The organism is Pseudomonas azotoformans, assembly GCF_900103345.1.
GTDB lineage: Bacteria > Pseudomonadota > Gammaproteobacteria > Pseudomonadales > Pseudomonadaceae > Aquipseudomonas > Aquipseudomonas azotoformans.
On sequence record NZ_LT629702.1, the window covers coordinates 1,751,704 to 1,769,160 of the forward strand.

14 protein-coding genes are annotated in these 17,457 nt (G+C 63.7%); 2 read left to right on the top strand and 12 right to left on the bottom strand.

Features of this window, described 5'->3' with window-relative positions:
• Positions 1–81 precede the first annotated feature (81 nt).
• Positions 82–1,224: a class C beta-lactamase gene (gene ampC / locus BLR69_RS07420; protein ID WP_071495381.1), complete on the top strand. Its 1,143-nt coding sequence runs from the start codon at positions 82–84 to the stop codon at positions 1,222–1,224.
• Positions 1,225–1,270: 46 nt separating this feature from the next.
• Here ampC and dctM read toward each other — a convergent pair whose 3' ends face one another.
• From dctM to BLR69_RS07460, 8 genes are all read right to left on the bottom strand, one after another.
• Positions 1,271–2,551 carry a C4-dicarboxylate TRAP transporter large permease protein DctM gene (dctM, locus tag BLR69_RS07425; RefSeq protein WP_058424079.1) on the bottom strand — a complete coding sequence of 427 codons (1,281 nt, stop codon included), beginning with the start codon at positions 2,549–2,551 and terminating at the stop codon, positions 1,271–1,273.
• Complete coding sequence (locus tag BLR69_RS07430) at positions 2,551–3,183, bottom strand: TRAP transporter small permease (protein WP_071495380.1); 633 nt, start codon at positions 3,181–3,183, stop codon at positions 2,551–2,553. The genes dctM and BLR69_RS07430 overlap by 1 nt, the downstream gene beginning before the upstream one ends.
• Positions 3,184–3,356: 173 nt before the next feature.
• Complete coding sequence (gene dctP / locus BLR69_RS07435) at positions 3,357–4,340, bottom strand: C4-dicarboxylate TRAP substrate-binding protein DctP (protein ID WP_071495379.1); 984 nt, start codon at positions 4,338–4,340, stop codon at positions 3,357–3,359.
• Between the two features lie 239 nt (positions 4,341–4,579).
• Positions 4,580–5,395, bottom strand: a complete 816-nt coding sequence (locus tag BLR69_RS07440) for an HpcH/HpaI aldolase/citrate lyase family protein (protein WP_071495378.1) — start codon at positions 5,393–5,395, stop codon at positions 4,580–4,582.
• A 15-nt stretch (positions 5,396–5,410) separates the two neighbouring features.
• Positions 5,411–6,604 carry a CaiB/BaiF CoA transferase family protein gene (locus BLR69_RS07445; RefSeq protein WP_071495377.1) on the bottom strand — a complete coding sequence of 398 codons (1,194 nt, stop codon included), beginning with the start codon at positions 6,602–6,604 and terminating at the stop codon, positions 5,411–5,413.
• A 9-nt stretch (positions 6,605–6,613) separates the two neighbouring features.
• Positions 6,614–7,963, bottom strand: coding sequence for an MmgE/PrpD family protein (locus BLR69_RS07450; protein ID WP_071495376.1), 1,350 nt, complete (start codon positions 7,961–7,963; stop codon positions 6,614–6,616).
• Between the two features lie 10 nt (positions 7,964–7,973).
• Positions 7,974–9,137 (bottom strand): acyl-CoA dehydrogenase family protein, encoded by a 1,164-nt coding sequence (locus BLR69_RS07455; RefSeq protein WP_058424085.1) that lies wholly within the window; start codon positions 9,135–9,137, stop codon positions 7,974–7,976.
• Positions 9,138–9,165: 28 nt separating this feature from the next.
• On the bottom strand, positions 9,166–9,984 hold the full coding sequence (locus tag BLR69_RS07460) for an FAS1-like dehydratase domain-containing protein (protein ID WP_071495375.1): 819 nt from the start codon (positions 9,982–9,984) through the stop codon (positions 9,166–9,168).
• 131 nt (positions 9,985–10,115) lie between these two features.
• Between BLR69_RS07460 and BLR69_RS07465 the strand changes: the two genes are divergently transcribed.
• Positions 10,116–11,015: a LysR family transcriptional regulator gene (locus BLR69_RS07465; protein ID WP_071495374.1), complete on the top strand. Its 900-nt coding sequence runs from the start codon at positions 10,116–10,118 to the stop codon at positions 11,013–11,015.
• On the opposite strand, the gene BLR69_RS07470 is transcribed toward BLR69_RS07465, so the two are convergent.
• From BLR69_RS07470 to BLR69_RS07485, 4 genes are read right to left on the bottom strand one after another with little or no spacing between them, the layout of a single operon-like run.
• Positions 11,002–13,878 (bottom strand): bpX6 domain-containing protein, encoded by a 2,877-nt coding sequence (locus tag BLR69_RS07470; RefSeq protein ID WP_071495373.1) that lies wholly within the window; start codon positions 13,876–13,878, stop codon positions 11,002–11,004. The genes BLR69_RS07465 and BLR69_RS07470 overlap by 14 nt on opposite strands.
• Positions 13,871–15,667, bottom strand: coding sequence for a hypothetical protein (locus BLR69_RS07475; RefSeq protein WP_071495372.1), 1,797 nt, complete (start codon positions 15,665–15,667; stop codon positions 13,871–13,873). Before BLR69_RS07475 ends, BLR69_RS07470 begins: the two co-directional genes overlap by 8 nt.
• Positions 15,654–16,100 carry a bpX5 domain-containing protein gene (locus BLR69_RS07480; protein ID WP_071495371.1) on the bottom strand — a complete coding sequence of 149 codons (447 nt, stop codon included), beginning with the start codon at positions 16,098–16,100 and terminating at the stop codon, positions 15,654–15,656. The genes BLR69_RS07475 and BLR69_RS07480 overlap by 14 nt, the downstream gene beginning before the upstream one ends.
• Positions 16,097–17,218: an AAA family ATPase gene (locus BLR69_RS07485; protein ID WP_071495370.1), complete on the bottom strand. Its 1,122-nt coding sequence runs from the start codon at positions 17,216–17,218 to the stop codon at positions 16,097–16,099. Before BLR69_RS07485 ends, BLR69_RS07480 begins: the two co-directional genes overlap by 4 nt.
• Positions 17,219–17,457: the final 239 nt, after the last annotated feature.

Here is a 17,457-nt window from a genome sequence, read left to right on the forward strand (position 1 = left end):
CAGGGGCCGAACCTGACTAGATTTGCCACGCCTGCGCAGGCCCCGATCGTCAGTGCATCATTTACATGGAAGCGAACACCCATGAACTCCAACGTTAGACATTTGCTGATTTCAGCCTTATTTATCAGCTCCGGCACCTGCATGGCCGCCACCGACCTGCGCCAGGTCGTGGACAGCAGCGTCGAACCCCTGATGCAGCAGCAAGGCATCGCCGGCCTCTCGGTAGCCGTGGTGAACAAGGGCAAGGTGCAATACTTTAACTACGGCGTCGCCAACAAAGACAAGCAACAGCCCGTTACCGAAGACACGCTGTTCGAAATCGGCTCGGTGAGCAAGACCTTCACCGCCACCCTCGGCGGCTACGCTGCGGCCAGCGGCAAGCTGAAGTTGTCGGACATGGCCAGCCAGCATCTCGCCGCACTCAAGGGCAGTGCCTTCGACCGCATCAGCCTGCTGCAATTGGCCACCTACACACCCGGCGGCCTGCCACTGCAATTTCCGGACGCCGCCGACAGCGCCGACACCATGCTCGCTTACTTCCAGCGCTGGAAACCCACTTACGCACCCGGTGCACAGCGTCTCTACTCCAACCCCAGCATTGGCCTGTTCGGCTACCTCAGTGCGCAAAGCCTGGGCCAGCCTTTCAACGTCGCCATGGAGAAAACCCTGCTGCCCAAGCTGGGCCTGACGAACACCCATGTCAGCGTACCGGCAGACAAAACCCAGACCTACGCCCAAGGCTACGACAAGGACCAGAAACCGGTACGCGTCGGCCCCGGCGCGCTGGACAGCGAAGCCTATGGCATCAAGACCAGCGCCCAGGACCTGGCGCGGTACGTAATGCTGAACATGCACCCGCAAACCCTGGAGAAACCGCTGCAACAGGCCATCGCCACCACCCACACCGGTTACTACACGGTGAACGGCATGACCCAGGGCCTGGGCTGGGAGTACTACCCCTACCCGATCACGCTGCAAGCGCTGATGGAGGGCAACTCCACACCGATGGCGATGGAGCCGCACAAAGTGAAATGGTTAACCCCGGCCCAGGCGCAACCGGCCAACGTGCTGTACAACAAGACCGGCTCGACCCGTGGGTTTGGCGCCTACGTGGCGTACGTGCCGAGCAAGGACATCGGCGTAGTGATCCTGGCCAACAAGAACTACCCGAATGCCGAACGGGTAAAGGTCGCCCATGCGATCTTGAGTGCGCTGGACCACTGATGCACACGCCCTGCAGGAGCCGGCTTGCCGGCTCCTGCAAGTTGGGTTACATCCCGAGCCAGTGCGGCAGCGCCAGCGAAATGAACGGCAAGTACGTGACCATGATCAGGAACACCAGCAGGATCATCAGCCACGGCAGCGCCGCACGGATGGTCTGCCCCAGGGTCAACCCGGTCACCGCCGAGGTCACGAACAGGTTCAGCCCTACCGGCGGGTGCACCAGGCCGATTTCCATGTTCACCACCATCACGATCCCCAGGTGAATCGGGTCGATACCCAGCTTCATGGCAATCGGGAAGAAGATCGGCGCCAGGATCAGCACGATGGCCGACGGCTCCATAAAGCTGCCCGCTACCAGCAGCACCACGTTGACCATGATCAGGAAACCAATCGGCGTCAGCCCTTCGGAGATCACCCATGCGGTGATTTCCTGGGGAATCTGCTCGGTGGTCAGTACATGGGCGAAGAGCATCGCATTGGCGATGATGAACATCAGCATGATCGCCAGGCGCCCGGATTCCAGCAGCACCTTGGGACAGTCGCGCAGCTTCATGTCCTTGTAGACGAACAACGCCACGAACGCCGAGTACACCGCCGCCACCGCTGCCGCTTCGGTCGGGGTGAACATGCCGCTGTAGATGCCGCCGAGGATGATCACCAGCAGCAACAGGCCCCAGAAGGCGCGGCGTGCGCAGGTCAGCCATTCGCGGAAGGTCGCCCGGGGCTGGGCCGGCAGCTTCTTGATGCGTGCGACGATGTAGATGGCGATCATCAGCATCAGGCCCAGCAACAGGCCCGGAATCACCCCGGCCATGAACAGCTTGCCGACCGAGGTTTCAGTCGCCGCCGAATACACCACCATCACGATCGACGGCGGGATCAAGATGCCCAGCGTGCCGGCGTTGCAGATGATCCCCGCACCGAACTCCTTCGGGTAGCCGGAACGCACCATGCCCGCCACGGCAATCGAACCTACCGCCGCCACGGTCGCCGGTGACGAACCGGACAGCGCCGCAAACAGCATGCACGCCAACACCGCCGCAATGGCCAGGCCGCCACGGATATGCCCGACACAGGCGTTGGCAAAATCGATCAGGCGCTGTGCCACACCGCCGGTGGTCATGAACGCACCGGACAGCAGGAAGAACGGAATCGCCAGGAAGGTGTAGGCGTCGGAGGTCTCGAACAGCTTGATCGCCAGGGAGCTCACCGAGTCCTGGCTGAACATCAGGATCGACACGGCACCGGACAAGCCCAGGGAAATCGCGATCGGCACGCCGAGGAACATAAACACGAACAACAGCAGAAACAGACAGAGAACGGCCATCAGTGACGCTCCTCATGGCTGCCGGCCAATTTGCTGGCCTCACCGGCCTCGTCGGCCAGCCCCAACCCGACCTGACGGTGGGTAAAGATGCGGTAGAAAATTTCCAGGTAGCGCATAAACACCATGGCAAAACCAATGGGCACGATGATCACGATGTCACCGACGTCGATGCCGTACTGGTCAAGGTCTTCGGCGCCGATATGCGCGGTCATCACCGCGCTGACCCATTTGTAGCTGGCGATCATGAACAGCCCGGCATAGGCCAGGCAGCACAGGCAGGCGAGCATGCCAAGCAAGCGTTGCACCGGGCGCCTGGTCAGCTTGACCAGTGCGTCCACGCCAAGGTGGCCGGCGGTGCGTACGCCGTAGGAAATACCGAAGAAAATCAGCCAGCCGAACATGGCCTTGGTCAGCGCCACGCTCCAGGTCATGTCCTGGGCCCAGGTCATGGTGTGGTCGCCCAGGGCGCCGAAAAAGGCGCTGCTGAAGGCCCACTTGTCAGACAGGGCAAAGAACAGCGTGTAGATGTTGTTGAGCATGACGTAGACAAATGTCACCAGGGTCATGGCGGCCAGCAGGAAGGCAATGAAACCTTCCTCCAGGTGCTCCCAGACGCGCCTTAGCGTTTGCATGGCAAAACCTCGCGAAAAAGAGATGGGTAATGCAAGGCTCGGAGTGGTACCGAGATCAAATGTGGGAGCGGGCTTGCTCGCGAATACAGTCCTTCAGTTGATAGCCCTGGTGACTGACCCACCGCTTTCGCGAGCAAGCCCGCTCCCACATTTTGAGTCGGTACACACCGCAATTACTGGTTGGAGGCGTCCGCGGCCTTGATCAGATCAGCCCCGATCTCACCCTCGAACTTCTGCCACACCGGGCGCATGGCTTCGCGCCAAAGCTGGCGTTGCTCCGGGGTCAGTTCGATGATTTCGCTGGTCTTGGCGTCGACGATCTTCTGCTTGGCCGACTGGTTCAGCGCTTCGGCCTGCTTGTTCACCTCGACGGTGACCTCGACCATGATCTGCTCCAGGGTGCTGAGGATGTCCGGTGGCAGGCCGTTCCAGAACTTGGCGTTGGTGATCACCATGTAGTCGATCAGGCCATGGTTGGACTCGGTGAAGTACTTCTGCACCTCGTTGACCTTCTGGCTTTCATAGTTCGACCAGGTGTTCTCGGTGCCGTTGACGGTGCCGGTCTGCAGGCCCTGGTACACCTCGGCGAAGCTCATCTTGCGAGGGTTGGCGCGGATCGCCTTGAACTGCTCTTCCAGCACGCTGGAGGCCTGTACGCGGAACTTCAGGCCACGGGCATCCTTGGGCTCATGCAGCGCCTTGTTGGCGGACAATTGCTTGAGGCCATTGTGCCAATAGGCCAGGCCGAGGATGTTCTTGTCCTGCATCGAGGTCAGCAGTTCCTTGCCCTGGGCGGCCTGGAAGCGGTCGACGGCGGCCAGGTCGTTGAACAGGAACGGCAGGTCATAGATCTGCACCTGCTTGGTGTATTGCTCGAACTTGGCCAGGGACGGCGCCAGCATCTGCACGTCGCCCAGCAGCAGCGCTTCCATTTCCTTGCCATCGCCGAACAGCGACGAGTTCGGGTACACCTCGACCTTCACCTTGCCCGGCAGGCGTTCTTCGGCGAGCTTCTTGAACAGCAGCGCGCCCTGGCCTTTGGGGGTGTTTTCGGCCACCACGTGGGCGAACTTGATCACGATCGGGTCCGCCGCCTGGGCCAGGCCTGCGGCAAACAAGGTGGCGGCGCACAGCAGCGCCCGGGAGAGCTTGAGCATGGAAAATCACCTTCTTATTGTTGTGTTGTAAGGCAAGGTGCCTGATGTGACGCGTGTAGTGAATTTCGAATTTTAGATACCTGCGTTCGGCGTGGCCGAACGCCAATCTGAGCTACAACAGCGATCCAATGTGGGAGCGGGCTTGCTCGCGAACGCCGGAGCGTCAGTCAATTTATAGGTAACTGATAGACCGCATTCGCGAGCAAGCCCGCTCCCACATTTTGATTCGGTTTCTCCAGCTAGATAGAGGCGGCCAGAAGTCGTTGCGCCCGCAGCAGCACCGGCGCATCCACCATCTGCCCATCGATCTGGTAGGCCCCTGCGCCATGGGCGCCGGCGTCCACCACCCGCTGCGCCCAAGCCAGGTCTGCGGCGCTCGGTGCGAGCGCTGCATGGATCACCGCCACCTGCTTGGGATGGATACACAGCGCCCCGGCAAAGCCCATTTCATAGGCATGCCGGATCGAACGGCGCAGGCCTTCCGGGTCATCGATGGCCGGGTGTACGCCGTCCAACGGCGCGACCAAACCCGCCGCCCGCGAATGCACAATCAGCGCCAGGCGCGCCTGGTCCAGGGCGAACTGCGCGGCCGCGGAGTTGCTGCTCAGGTTCAGGTCCAGCGCCAGGTCCAGCCCGCCAAACGACAGGCGCTGCACCTGCGGCGCATGGGCGATCTCGGCCACGGCCAGCAAGCCACGGGCGCTTTCGATAATCGGCCAGATCACTTTGCCGGTGGCGGCAACCACCGCCACTTGCGCGGCACTTTCAACCTTGGGCAGCAACACCCCCGCCACATTCACATGGGCTTTGCAGAACGCCACATCCTCGAAGTGCTCGGCATGCTCCGGCGCATTGATGCGCACCCATACCTGGGCAGCAGGGTTCGCCGTCAGGAACGCCCCGAGGTTATCCCGCGCCTGGCGCTTGAGCGGTTCTTCCACCGCGTCCTCGAAATCCACGATCACCGCATCGGCCCCACTGGCCAGGGCTTTGGAGAATCGTTCCGGTCGGCTACCGGGTACAAACAACGCCGAACGCACCAATGGCTTTGGCATCACAGAATTCCTTATTTAGATAACGCCGCGTGCACGCAGGCTGTCGATGGCATCGCCGGAGTAACCGAGCCGGTCGAGAATGCCCTGGCTGTGCTGGCCCAGCGCCGGAACGCCGTCCATGCGCGGGGTAAACGCCGCATTGCGGGCCGGCGGCAACAGCGACGGCAGCGGACCCGCCGGGCTATCGACCTCGCGCCAGCTGTCACGGGCCTTGAGTTGCGGGTGGTCCCATACGCCCTGCATATCGTTGACCCGGGCGCTGGCGATCTGCGCGTCCTCCAGGCGTTGGATCACCGCCTCGGCATCCAACTGCGCAAAGCTGTCGACGATGATCTGGCGCAGCACCTCACGGTTCGCCGAGCGTTTGAAGTTGGCGCTGAAACGCTCGTCCGTCGCCAATTCAGGCGTGAGCAGCACCTTGTCGCAGAACGCCGCCCATTCACGCTCATTCTGCAAACCCAGCATCACCGTGCCGCCATCGCCGGTGGGAAACGGGCCGTAGGGGTAGATCGTCGAATGCGCGGCCCCGGCACGCGGTGGCTGCGGGGCGCCGTCGAAGGCGTAATACATCGGGTAGCCCATCCACTCCACCAGGCTTTCCAGCATGCTCACGTCGATGCGACTGCCCTTGCCGGTCTTGCCGCGCAGCAGCAGCGCCGAAAGGATGCCGCTGTAGGCGTACATGCCTGCCGAGATATCAGCGATGGAGCAACCGGCCTTGGCCATCTGGTCGTCGCCAGGGCCGCCGGTCACCGAGAGAAAACCGCCCTCGCTCTGGATCAACAGGTCGTAGGCCTTCTTTTTCTCGTACGGCCCACCCTCGCCATAGCCAGAAATATCGCAGACGATCAGCCGCGGGAAACGCACATGCAGCGCCTCGAACGACAGGCCCATGCGTGCCGCCGCACCGGGCGCGAGGTTTTGCACCAGCACATCGGCGTCCGCGAGCAAGGTGTCGAGGATATCGCCCGCCTCGTCCTGCTTGAGGTCCAGGGTCAGGCTTTCCTTGGAGCGGTTGGTCCACACGAAATGCGAGGCCAGGCCGCGCACACGTTCGTCGTAGCCACGGGCAAAGTCACCGGCGCCGGGGCGTTCGATCTTGATCACCCGGGCGCCCAGGTCCGCCAACTGACGGGTGCAGAATGGCGCGGCAATCGCATGTTCCAGGCTGACAACGGTGATGCCGTCCAGCGGTCTTGGGTTAGTCATGACAGTTCCTCAGAGCCAGTGGGCCATGGACGTGGTGTTGCGCAAATCCCAGACCTTGTCGATCAGGGCGTTGGCCTGGGCCGGTGTGCGGGCGTTGCTGAATTGGGCGAGGCGCTGGAATTTGTCCGCCAGCTCCGTGCGGCTCAGGGTGTTGCCCGGATCGCCCTTGGGCTCGTCGATAGCGCCGTGCAGCGTGCGGCCATCCTGCGTGGTGACGGTCACGCGGCCGAGCCAGCGTTGCGGGTAGGCGCCGTCGACTTCGGGGTCGAGGGTCATGCTGACCTTGTCGCGAAAGGCGCAGACGGCCGGGTCGGTCAGTGCCAGCTCATGGAATTCAGTCAGCCCCGCCTTGCCGTGCACCGCGATCAAGCCCAGCACAGTGCCCATGGAGAACTTGGCCTGGTGCACGCTGGCCGGTACGTTCACGCGCCCCAGCACATCGATGGCGCCCTGATGCACGCGGGTTTCCACGCGGGCGATATCGGCGGCGGCGAGCTGTTCGCGCTGCATCAGCTCCAACAGCGCATCGGCCGCAGGATGGGTATGGCGGCACGACGCATGAAACTTGAACGAGGTCTCCAGCAATGCCCAGCGACTGCCCAGGCCGGCGGACAACTTGCCTGGCTCGGCATCGCTGGACATGCCCGCCGCCAGCCCTTGGTCGCCCTCAAGAATATTGCGTGCACCGGTCAGCCCCTCCGCCGTCAGGTAAGCGGCGAGTAACCCGTCCGCTGCCGCCTTGGCCGTGTGCAGTTGCTTGGAGTCTGCGGCATCGCGCAGGAACTCCCACAACCCGGCGGCCTGGGTGCCTGCGCTGCCGAGCAGGTTGATGAATTGTTCTTGGTTGAAATCCAGCAACTTGCCCACCGCGACCGCCGCCGCCAGGGTGCCGACGGTGGCCGTGGTGTGAAAGATGCGGTAGTGGGAACGACCCATGAATTCGCCGATGCGGATACCGGCTTCGTAACCGGCCACCGAGGCCAGCAGCAAGTCGCGCCCGGATTTGCCCAGGTCCTGGGCGGCGGCCAAAGCAGCCGGAAATACCACGGTCGCCGGGTGCAACACGGAGCTGTTGTGCAGGTCATCCTGCTCCACCAGGTGCGATGAAGCGCCATTGACCAACGCGGCGAAGTAGGCGCTGCTGCTGGTGCCATTGACGATCACCTGGGCCGGGCCGCTGCTCGGCCCCATCTTCTGGGCATAGCGCTCGAACAACGGAATCGGGTGCGCCCCTTTACTCGCCAGCGCCGAGGCCAGCCAATCCAGGTACAGGTCTTCGGTGCGCGCGAGGACGTTTTCAGGCAACTGTGCGTAGTGCAGATCCGCCAGGAACCGACACAAGGCTTGGGTATGGCTCATGGTCGGGCCCTCAGAAGCTGCGTGGCAGTTCGAGCAGGTGCTCGGCCACATAGGACAGGATCAGGTTGGTGGAGATCGGCGCCACCTGGTACAGGCGCGTCTCGCGGAATTTGCGCTCCACGTCGTACTCGCAGGCAAAGCCGAAACCGCCGTGGGTTTGCAGGCAGGCATTGGCCGCCTCCCAGGACGCCTTGGCCGCCAGGTACTTGGCCATGTTGGCGCTGGCACCGGCATGCTTGCCGCTGTCGTATTCCTCGCAGGCACGCCAGCGCATCAGGTCTGCTGCTTCGATCTCGATATGCGCTTCGGCAATCGGGAACTGCACGCCCTGGTTCTGCCCGATGGGCCGGCCAAACACCACGCGGTCACGGGCATACGCGCTGGCCTTTTCGATAAACCAGCGGCCATCGCCGATGCATTCGGCGGCGATCAGCGTGCGTTCGGCGTTGAGGCCGTCGAGGATGTATTTGAAACCCTTGCCCTCTTCGCCGATCAGGCTGTCCAGCGGCAACTCCAGGTTGTCAAAGAACAGCTCATTGGTCTCGTGGTTGACCATGTTGGCGATGGGCTGCACGGTGAGCCCGTTGCCGATGGCTTCGCGCAGGTCGACGAGGAAGATCGACATGCCTTCGGATTTCTTCTTCACCTCGGCCAACGGCGTAGTGCGCGCCAGCAGGATCATCAGGTCGGAATGCTGGACCCGCGAGATCCACACCTTCTGGCCGTTGATCACGTACTTGTCGCCGCGCTTGATCGCGGTGGTCTTGATCTTGGTGGTATCGGTGCCGGTGGTCGGCTCGGTCACGCCCATCGATTGCAGGCGCAATTCGCCGCTGGCCAGTTTGGGCAGATAGAAGCGTTTCTGCGCTTCGCTGCCATGCCGCAACAGGGTGAACATGTTGTACATCTGGCCATGCACGGTGCCAGAGTTGCCGCCGCAGCGGTTCACTTCTTCGAGGATGACCGAGGCCTCGGCCAGGCCCAGGCCGGAACCGCCGTATTCCTCGGGGATCATCGCCGACAGCCAGCCGGCGTCGGTCAGCGCCTTGACGAAAGCCTCGGGAAAGCCCTTCTCTTCATCGATCCTGCGCCAGTAAGCGGCATCGAATTCAGCGCACAAGGCGCGCACGCCTTCGCGGATGGCGTTGAGTTCTTCGTTGTCATTCGGGTTCATCTGCGGCTCTCCGCCTGTTGTTCTTGGATTATTCGAAATTCACCTGGGCTTGCTGCGCCAGGCCATCGCTATTGCCAGCCCACAGTTGGGCAACGCCGGTTTCGGTGACGCGCCCGCCCACTTCGAAGGGTTGCGGCGCAATCAATGGGCGCACACCGCGATAGGCAAACCGGCGCAAGGTGGCTTCAGGATGGGCGCGGCAAAACGCACGCAGGCTCAGGGTGGCGATCAGCGGCCCGTGCACCACCAGCCCGGAGTAGCCTTCGGTGCCAGTGACGTAGGGGTAGTCGTAGTGAATGCGGTGGCCGTTGAAGGTCACCGCGCTATAGCGAAACAGCAGGGTCGGCGTGGGGTCGACGGTTTCGCACCACTCGCCCTGCCCCAGCGCCTCGCCGCTGCCCGATTTGGGCGGCGTGGGTTCGCGGTAGACAATGTCCTGTTCCTCGCGGATCGCCAGGCGGCCTTGCTGGGAGTAGTCGTGGCGCACGGTGACGAACAGCAGCGCGCCGGTGCGCCCAGTCTTTTCTTCGACCTGGGTGATGGTCGACACCCGGGTCGCCGCCTCACCGGCACGCAGTGCATGCAGGAACTCGATGCGCCCACCGGCCCACATGCGATTGCGGTTGTCGGCCGGCGGCAGGAAGCCGCCACGGGCCGGATGACCATCACCGCCCAGGGCGGTTTCCGGCAGTGGGTCCTGGAAGAAACACCACTGCCACAGCGGCGGGATATCCGCGCCGTCTTCGGGCACGGCTTCGCCAAAGGTGGCGGCTATACGCTTGAGCAGGTTATGGCTGAGGTGGTCGTGGGCGGTTTCGCTTCGGCCGATCCAATCGGTGGCGCTCATCGGGTGCAGGTCCTCGGGCAGTGAGTGTCTGCCCCGGATCATGCAAGGACGCACCCGTTCCGGGAATTTGCATTTCAATAAACCAGCGTTCGGTTATGCTGAACGCCGCCATCCTGTCCCGGGAGTCTTGCATGCACTTCGATCTGGCCGACCTGCGCCTGTTTATCCACATCGCCGAATCCCCCAGCCTGACCCAGGGCGCCAAACGCGCGTTCCTCTCGCCGGCCGCCGCCAGTGCGCGGATCAAGGCGCTTGAAGGCCAACTCGACACGCGCCTGCTGTACCGCGACAGCCGTGGCGTGGAGATCACCCCGGCCGGCGAGCGCCTGCTGCACCATGCACGGTTGATCATGCGCCAGGTGGATTACCTGAAGAGCGAATTCACCCAATACGGCGTGGATTCGGCCGGGCATATCCGCATCTTCGCCAACACCACGGCGGTCACCGAATTCTTGCCGGAGGTGCTGGCGGGCTTCCTGTCCCAGCGCCCCGGCGTGACCGTGGACCTGCAGGAGCGCCTGTCCCGCGACATCGTGCGCGGCGTACTGGATGGCACCAGCGACATGGGCATCATCGCCGGCCCCGTGGAAGCCTCGGGGTTGCAGGTACTGCACTTCAGCACGGATAAACTGGTGCTGATGGTGCCGGTGGGGCATGCGCTGGCGGAACAACCCTCCGTCACCCTGGAACAGACCCTCGCCTACCAGCATATCGGCCTGCATGAAGGCAGTACTTTGCTGAGCTTCTTGCGTGAACACGTCGAGCGACTGGGCAAACAGCTGTCGCTGCGCATCCAGATGTCGAGTTTCGAGGCGATCTGCCGGATGGTCGAAGCCGGTGTGGGCATCGGCATCATTCCGGAGTCCGCCGCCGTGCGCCACAGTCGCACCATGCAATTGGTGGCGGTAAAGCTCGATGAGACTTGGGCAATCCGCGAGCGCAGCATCCTGGTGCGGGAGCTGGAGGCGTTACCCGGCACCATTCGCGCGTTGATCGCCACGTTGATGCCGGACTCGGTCAGTGCAAACTGAGGTTACGCAGACGCGCACCGTCCACGGTGACATGGCTCAAGCGCCCCTGGTCGTCGAATAACAGCCAGCCGTCCTCGGTGCGACGGATGTTCACTTCGTAACGAGGCCAGTGCAGCACCGCACACAGGTGATCACTGGCGCGATGGATAAAGTGCCAGCGCGTGTCGCGTTCGCCGGCGATATAGCCGAACACCAACCACTGCGCGTCGAGGGCAATGCGCACCGGGTCGCCGTCGAAGAAACCTTCGTCACAGCCCGGCATGCGATACCCCTTGCGGTTGCCATTGACATCCAGGATCAGCGTCGGCTCTTCGTCATCGCGACACCTGATCCCGTACTCGATGGTTTGGTCGAGTGCACAGTACAGCGCGTGGCTCTCCTCCGACTGCGCGGATGCCGGATCGCGCCCGGCCAAGCGACGCTCAGGCAAGCGATAGTGCCAGCGTTCGACACCCTCGCGCGGGTTGTAGAGCCAGAGAAACTCATTATGTTCGTTGCTCTTGAGCGCGCGCAGCGCCCCCGGCAAGTCGCTGACATGCCACAGGGTCTGAAAGTTGCGATCCACGTCCACCACGCGCAGTTGCCGGTCCTGACCGAGGGTCCAGGTGCTGCCGTCAAACTGCTCGGCGAACACCTCCAGCACCTGCACGCCCAGGTCGGTGGCGGTACGGTTGACCAGGTCGAGCTTGCTGATACGCCATACCCGGTCACGCCGGGCCAGCACCAGCGCCATCTGCCGACTGTGAGCCAGGACAATCCGCTGGGCCGGCACGGCGAAGTGGAACAGTGGCTGGCCGCTGGCATCCGTCACCATCGCACCGGCCTCGCCCAGCGCCACCAGGTAACGCTCGTCATCCAGCGCCACCGCGTCGTATATCGGTCGGCTGCCCTGGGTCGGGGCGGTCCACTCCAGCGCATCGCCCACCCGTACCAACGAGCGCATGGCAGGCCGCTTCAGGGCCTGGCCAGGCAAGTCCGCCTGCAATAATTTATCGCGGCTCATCTTGACCAGCGCTTGCAGCTGATTGAAATTCAGCCCGCCGCGACCACTGAGTTGGTCGGCGATCACCGCGTGCACGGTTGCACCGGCCAGCCAACTCAGGGCAGCGGCATCGGATTTGTGCGCCAACAGGGCGTGCGCCAGGGCATCACGCTCGGCGTGTCGGTCGGGAGCGTCGCGCAACTGTTCGATCCACGGCCCGTAGGCTTCCAGGGTCTGCGGCAGCAGAATCGCGCGTTTGACCAAGGCTCCCATCGCCAGCCGCCCTCCGGCCGCTTCGGCATTGAGCAACCATTGCGCAGCACGCGGGCGCTCATCCGGCAGGCTCCACACCACCTCGACGGCTTGCAGCCACAGGCCCTTGGCGATCAGCGATTCGGCCCACTCCAGGCGCAAACGCTCGGCAATCTGCGGCTGCCTGGCCTGGAGCAACACCACGGCATCGGCAAATGCATCGTCACGCCGCGCCACCAGTAAGGCGCGCTGCCAGTTCTCGGCCAGGCACAGCAAACGCACGATGACCGCCGACGGCATGTCCCAGGCCAGGGCCAGGTCGGCAGCCTGTTGGTAACGTGCGTGTTTTTCCAGGTAGTCGAGGGCTTCCTGGCGCTCCTTGAGCAGTTCGGCGAGGACAAATACCGCTTCTTCGATCCGGTTTTCCCGGGCCAGGCGTTCGTAGGAGCGGCGATAGACCTCGCGCAGGTGCTCGGTCAGGCTTTGTTCGAAGTGATAGGCGCGGCCTGGCCCGCTCTGCTGGCTGAGGGTCAGGTCCTGGCGCCGCTGCGGCGTGCCGAAGTTCTGTTCAGCCTCCGGCTCCTGGCCGCCCAAAGGAATGGCATGGCGCAAGGCTTCGGCAAAATCACCGTCCTCGAACATCTCCAGCATGCGCTGCATGTAGGCGGCCTGGCGTTTGCCGTAGAGCCTGGAGAGTTTTGAATGTTCGGTCAGACGGGTCAGCCAACGGCGCCAGGCGGAGGGTTTCTGCCGAGCCGGTCTGGCCCGCTCGGCGATGCCCGGACCAGCCGGTGCCGAAGGCGCGGCGCCGACGGGCCGCACGCCTCGGCGCAGGTATTTGTTGATGCCCATCAATAAGGCAGTGAACACCGTTGCGCCTAGCAACATGCCCAGGATCACGCGGCTGATGTCTTCAGTGGTCGCAGCAGGAATCGGCGTCAAGGGTTGGGATTGGCTATGAGTGGCCATCCAGATCAACCCGGCGACCAACGCCAGGGTAGCGCCCAGTTTCAACGCCGGGTACTGCGCGGGCGCCTCACTGGCCCATGGCTGGGCCGCCTTGGGAGGCGCTGCTTTCGGCGCTGGCGGTTGACGCTCCAGCAACGCGCGGATCACGGCTTCCTGCTCGGGACTGACCGGCGCCAAGCCGCCAAGGATCTCACGCACATCGGTGATGTCCGGCACCGGCAGCAGCAGCGCAACCGGCGCATGACAATCGAAGGTATCGAGTAAGGTGTAGGCGCTGATCTCCAGCCACAACCCAGGTTCAAGGACCTCGGCGTCGCGCAACTGCAAGGCGTGCACCTGGCTGCCACGCACCAGCCACAGGTCGGCGGCGGGTAAAGCACGCAGCTCTTCAGCGGTCAGCCGTGCCGAACACAAACCACGCCCCTGGCGGACCAGCGGCCAGCCGGCAAGGGTCTGGCAATCCAGCGCGACGGGCGCGCTGAACTGCAACACATCTCCGTCGGCAAAACGGTAGGCGGCGGCGCCCGTGCGCCAGTGTCCGAGGATCAGGCGAGCCCGCTCCTGCGTGGTGAAGCGGTCGGCAGGCAACCACACACCGTCGATGGACTGGTGGCCGGTCAGCAGCGGTCGGCGGATCAGCAGGGGTTCGTGCTCATGCATGGGCAGGCTCTTGTTTCAGGTCGCACATGACTTGCAAACGCATGGCGCGCTCGGTGACGTTGAACACCAGGAGTTCCCGGGCGGTGGTCAGCACCGCCACCAGCCCGCTCATGGGGCAGAAGCTCGCACGGGCAATCGGTGCAGAGGTGGTGAACAGCGTCTGTTGTTGGCCTTCCGAGTACAGGCCGACCGTGTGCTGGTTCGGGCCCAGCAGTACCAGTGCATAGCACTCCTGCGCGGCCACGTGGTGATGCAGGCCGATAGCACTCCAGCCCGGCGCCAAGTCGATCTGCGCCTTTTTCGCGGGGAAGCTGTCGTGGGTCACCAGGCGCCAACTCTGGCGGCCGTCATGGTGAGTGAGTAATGCGCACCCGCCAAAGGTGTACTTCCAGTGGGCGGTGCTGGCGAACAGTACCTGGCTGACCCCGGCCGCTGCACCGACCGCATAGCCGGAACTGCGGACACCGGAGGCCGTTGCGGGGTACGCCACCAGTTGCCCGGCCTCGCTGCGGGCGTAGACCAACAACAGGGCATCCAGCTGCGCCAAGCCTATGACATTGTTGGTCACCGAGAAAAACGCGCCCCTCGGTCCATGACCGGGACGCTGCCAGTGGGCGAGTTGACCATTTGTATCGAGCACATACAGACGTTCCGCTTGTTGGCCGCGCAGCCACACCGCGGGCAGCAAGGTCGCGGTGCCCGGTGGCAAGTGCAGCTCTTCGCGTGCAGGTTTGTTGGAGGAAACAAGGCCGGGGATATTCCAGAAGGTCAGGATGTGGCCATCACCGAGCACCGCACCCAGGCTGCGATAGTTAAACGCGGCGGCAAACACATGCTGGTGTTTGCCCCACAGGCGACGGCGTACCTCCAGGGCTTTTTTCTGGTTTTTGTGCGGCAGCTTGATCACCGCCATGCCATGTTCGTCGAGCAGGCGCAGGGCAACATAGTTGCCGGAGCCGGAGATGATCGGTGGCAATGTCAAAGCCACCCGCGCCACCCGCCCGCTGGCGGTGGGCGGCGGGGTATGCGCGGCGTTATCGAACTGGCCCTTGAGCAGGCGCACCGCCTGTTGCTCGTCGGGCATGGGCAGCGAAACGCGTCGTGACTGCAAGGCAAAAGACAGACTGCGTCCGTCCAGATTGCGCGCAATCTGCACGCGGTGGGTGCAGGTCTTGGAATCGGTAGGCGGCAAGCGCTGGCCGACCACCCAGCACTCTCCCACCCGATGTTCGGCCAGGGCGTCACGCCAAGCCAGCCAATGAGTGTCGCTCGCGACCTCATAGGTGCGGGCTTCGAGCAAGCGCTTGAGTTGCGCCGACGAGTCCAGCTCATGCAACACCGGCGTGCCTTGCAGAATGCCCCAGCGCAATTGCGCCCCCGCCTCCTCGGCTCGCCGCGCCAGCAATATCAGCAGCGCCAGGTGTACCAGGCGCGCGGCGCCCAATTGCAGGGGGCCGGCGTCGAACAACACCACGATCAGGCGGTTCGCCGCCTGGGCGCGGTACTGCGGCGCAAGGAACATATGCTCGCCGCCGACCGCCCGGCGCAGGAACTCATCGGGCACCTCATCGGCCAGCAGCCATTCGCTGGACAGCAGACGCTCATAGGGGCCGCGCCGGTGCAGGTCGCCCAGGCCGTCGGGCTCCGGCACACCGCCCTGGTGCAGGCCTCGCAGCGGTCCCAACAGCGGGTTGAGGCGGCCCAGCAGGTCGGCGAACACGGGTAACTGTTCCGGGGCAAACCACTCCAGCCAGTGCCGCCAGGGTTGCAGCGACTCAGGCAGTTGCATGGCTGACTCCCCAATAATCAGCGATACGTTGCACAAGGGCAGGCGAAACGGCCAGCAAGCGGTCCAACGGGACGACGGCCGCTGGCTCATGCCACACCAGCAGCGGCGAACGCTTGAAGCGTGCGGAAACGGCCTGGCCCAGCAGGTCTTGGGGCACATCCGGCTCCCAACTGGTCGGCAACCAGAGGTGTGGCGCGCTGGCGCTGGGGGCCGCGTAAGCCACGCCGTCGACCCACGGCAGATCGGCCGTCGAGCCCGTCACCACCAGCACCTCACCGTTGGCCGTGGCGTGCAGACGCGCGGCGTGTTCAGGCTCAAGCAGCGCCAGGCGCCTGAGCATCCGGCGTGCCGCGTCACCCCAGGCCACGGCGGCTTGCGCCTCGACGGGTGCCTGGCGTGAGCGCCAGCGCCAAGGATGGGTCAACGCACTCATTCGGCAGGTATCAGCAAACGTGTGAGTTGCCCCCGTGCCTGCTGCAACGGCTCGGGCATCGTCTGGCTGTTGAAGTTCGCATCAATCTCGCGCAACAACCCTTCGAGCGCCGTACTGGTCGGCGGTTCGCTACGGGCGAGATAGTCTTCGGCAGTTTCCAGCAGGCGATTCAAACGTGACATCGGCTGCAATGTAGCCTCTTCCACTGCGCTGAACAGATGGCTGTTGCTGGACGCGGCAAACAGGTCGCGCAACACCTCACGCCCCTGTTGTTGGGTGGCCTGGGTCGGCAACACGTACAGCAGCGGCCACAGGTCAGCGTCGCTGGCTTCGAGGCGGCCGCTGAGCAACGCGGCGGCGGCGATCAGGCGTTGGGATTTGACGATGCGTCGGTCAGACAACTGGATGCCGGCTTCACGCAGATGACGAACCGCCTGGGCCAGGGCGGGACGCACGGCGGCCAGGTCGACGTTTTTCAACGCATGGCCAAGCGTGTCCAGTTGCGTGAGGCCCAGCAACTGCTGCACCGGGCGTTGCTCCGACTGCCAGCCACCGGCCAGCATGGCCTCCAATTGGTTGTCCGGCACCGACTCGACAAACAGGTGCAACAGGAAACGGTCACCAAAGGCCGCCAGCGCTTCATCGTCCGGCAGGCCGTTGGCCGCGCCGACGCACACCCGCAGCGGGCATTGCACCTGGGTGTGGCCACGGCGGAAACGCCGCTCGTTGAGTACGCCGAGCAAGGTATTGAGGATCGCGGTGGAGCCCAGGAAGACTTCGTCGAGAAACACGATGTCGGCTTCGGGCAGCATGCCGCTGACATCGGTTTCCACCGTGCCTTCGCGCAGCTTTTTCAGGTCGACTGCGCCAAACAGCTCGGACGGTTCGGTGAAGCGCCCGAGCAGGTACTCGAAATAGCGCCCGCCCATGGACTGCGCGACGCGCCGCACCACGGCGCTCTTGGCGGTGCCGGGCGGCCCGATCACCAGGATATGTTCCTGGGCCACCGCCGCCAGCACGATCAGTTCGGCCAATTGCTCGCGCCCCACCAAGCCTTCGGTGGCGGCACGTACAGCATGGCGGATTTGCGCGGCAGCGCTTTGCAACTGAGCGATCATGGGCGTCTTCCCTGAAACCAAAGCGCTGAATCTTGCCTGAGGCCAAGGTATTAGCAAAGCGTTGTTACATGTTCTTATCAGGAGTCAGCCGTGCCCATGAGAGCCCCCACGAAGAATCCATTGCGCAGTGGCATGGGCTGGCCCGTTAACACTCTTTGACAGTTTCTCGACAAAGCTGTCAAAGACCCCCGGGCGCCACGCCCCTAGCATTCGAGCATCCAAACCACCTGCCGGGTGCT